The organism is Limosilactobacillus coleohominis, from assembly GCF_016901675.1.
GTDB lineage: Bacteria > Bacillota > Bacilli > Lactobacillales > Lactobacillaceae > Limosilactobacillus > Limosilactobacillus intestinavium.
In genome coordinates, this window is the sequence record NZ_JACJKU010000125.1 from 1 (window position 1) to 2,024 (window position 2,024).

At 38.4% G+C, this 2,024-nt stretch carries 2 protein-coding genes; one reads left to right on the top strand and one right to left on the bottom strand.

Annotated elements, in window-relative coordinates:
* Nucleotides 1-1,173, bottom strand: a 1,173-nt coding sequence (locus tag H5975_RS07900) for a multicopper oxidase family protein (protein ID WP_204785580.1), incomplete at its 3' end; no start/stop codon positions are given.
* A gap of 229 nt (nucleotides 1,174-1,402) precedes the next feature.
* On the opposite strand from H5975_RS07900, the gene H5975_RS07905 reads away from it, so the two are divergent.
* Nucleotides 1,403-1,873 carry a universal stress protein gene (locus tag H5975_RS07905; protein ID WP_204785581.1) on the top strand — a complete coding sequence of 157 codons (471 nt, stop codon included), beginning with the start codon at nucleotides 1,403-1,405 and terminating at the stop codon, nucleotides 1,871-1,873.
* Nucleotides 1,874-2,024: the final 151 nt, after the last annotated feature.

Genomic DNA, 2,024 nt, shown 5'->3' on the forward strand with positions numbered 1-2,024 from the left:
CATTCCAGGTTTATCATTAGTATTTTCAATATCCCAGATTTGAACTTTATTCATTGGCATTTCATAATCAATCCGGTCCATTTTGAATTTTTTACCATTCATTGCTACAGATTCATCACAACCGTCTAAGGTTACATAATGAATTCCCATATCTTGGTCAACTTCCGGATCCGGAGTTTCAAATAATGTATCAGGGATTTGAGTATGATCTGGTTGGAACTCATGAATGCGGAAGTGGATTAGTGGTGTATCATCGCTGTATAAGGTCACTACATCGCCTGGCTTGTATTTGCCAAAATCTACAATGATTTCTTGCCGTTCGGCGGCTGTAATCATTAGTTTGGTCATTTTAACTGGATGTGGCAGTAAACTTAAGTCACCTGCAATTTGGGTAAACTCAAGGTCATCGGAGAAGTGTAATCGCCATTCTCGACGATTAGCACCATCTAAGAAACGTAACCTCACTTTTTGAGTTGTAACATCAAAATATGGATTAATGGTTCCGTTAATCATTGGAGTAGGTCCAAGGACGCCATCAGGATCATAATCAGCACGGTAATTCCATTGGTTATGTTCATGGAAACGACGGTCTTGTAAAATAACAGGAATGTCGTCAACTCCATAGTTTCTAGGAAGTGGCAAGCTAGCTTCATGTTGATCTGTTACAATCGCAGCAGCAGCTAAACCGTGCCAAACCTGTTCAGCAGTTGATGGACATGGGTGGGCATGGAGCCATACCATTGCGGCAGGTTGGTTAATCTTAAATGTAATATCACGGGACTCGCCAGGATAAACAGGTGCATGGCAACCACCATCTTCAATTGGTCCGGGAATTTCTAAACCATGCCAGTGATACGTTGTTACTTCAGGCAAATGGTTGACTAAGTGCATGTGAATGGTTTTACCATTTTTAAAGAGTACTGTTTTACCAAGGAGCGGGGCATTGTATCCCCAAGTCTTAGTTTTTTCACCGGGCAATAACTGAACTTCTCCAGTTTGTGCTGTAATGGTGTAGTACATATCTGTATCTGTTTCTTTGTCAGGGTTGAGAATTTCCGGAATGTTTAACGGTTGTTCTGGTGTAGTAGGTGTCTCTAGTGGAACATACCCACCATCATGGTAATCGTAGGCTGGTTCGTCATAAAAATAATGGTCAATAACTTGATTGGTCATGAAATGGTCCTCCCTCATTAAATTACTACACACTAATCATACTACTTAGAATGATTTACGATAAAAGATTTCTAGTATTTATTTTGTTGATTTTTAAAAAAGGTTTAGGTTACTCTAAAAAATATCATTTACAAAACGAAAATAAGTAGTAGTATGGTTAATGGAAAGATATTGAAAACTACAACTACTAGGGGATAAGGTGTTCACTGGTAAAGAGAGGGGAAAAGTTATGTTTGACATTCAGCCAAAACAGTTCAAAAAAATATTAGTGGGGGTTGATGATGCTCCTGATGCTCGCGCTGCATTTTCTTATGCGGTAGATAAAGCAAAGCGTGACAATGCTGAACTAGGAATTGTTTCCGTTTATGAAACCAATGAAGTTAATGTTTACCAGGCTTTAAATAAAGATTATGTTCATTCCAGTCGTGAAGAATTAAAGAAGCGGATTAATGAATACGTTGAAGCAGCCATTGATTATGGTGAAGATCCAAAGAAGATTACAGCCATTATCGATGAAGGTGATCGTCCATCAGAAAGAATTTGTCACCACGTTATTCCAGAATTCCATCCTGATCTGCTAATTGTTGGTTCAATTGGTAAACCAGGAAATCGTCATACAGTTGGTTCTCAAGCATCCTACATGGTTAAGCATTCAGGAACTTCGGTGTTTGTAATTCGGACAGATGCTGATAACCAATAAATGATTCAAGCGTTGCCACAGAGAAGTGGACAACGTTTTTTATATGGCAGATTGCAAGAAATAAGTTAACAATTATCATGTAAGTTTCTAAAAAAGACTTCAATTGGTGTTTGCCAATTTAAACATTTCATTGGTCTCGAATTAAGCCACC

What these genes read in the sequence shown, in the direction of transcription:
- H5975_RS07905 (WP_204785581.1), top strand. Translation starts at nt 1,403, where the DNA reads ATGTTTGACATTCAGCCAAAACAGTTCAAAAAAATATTAGTGGGGGTT.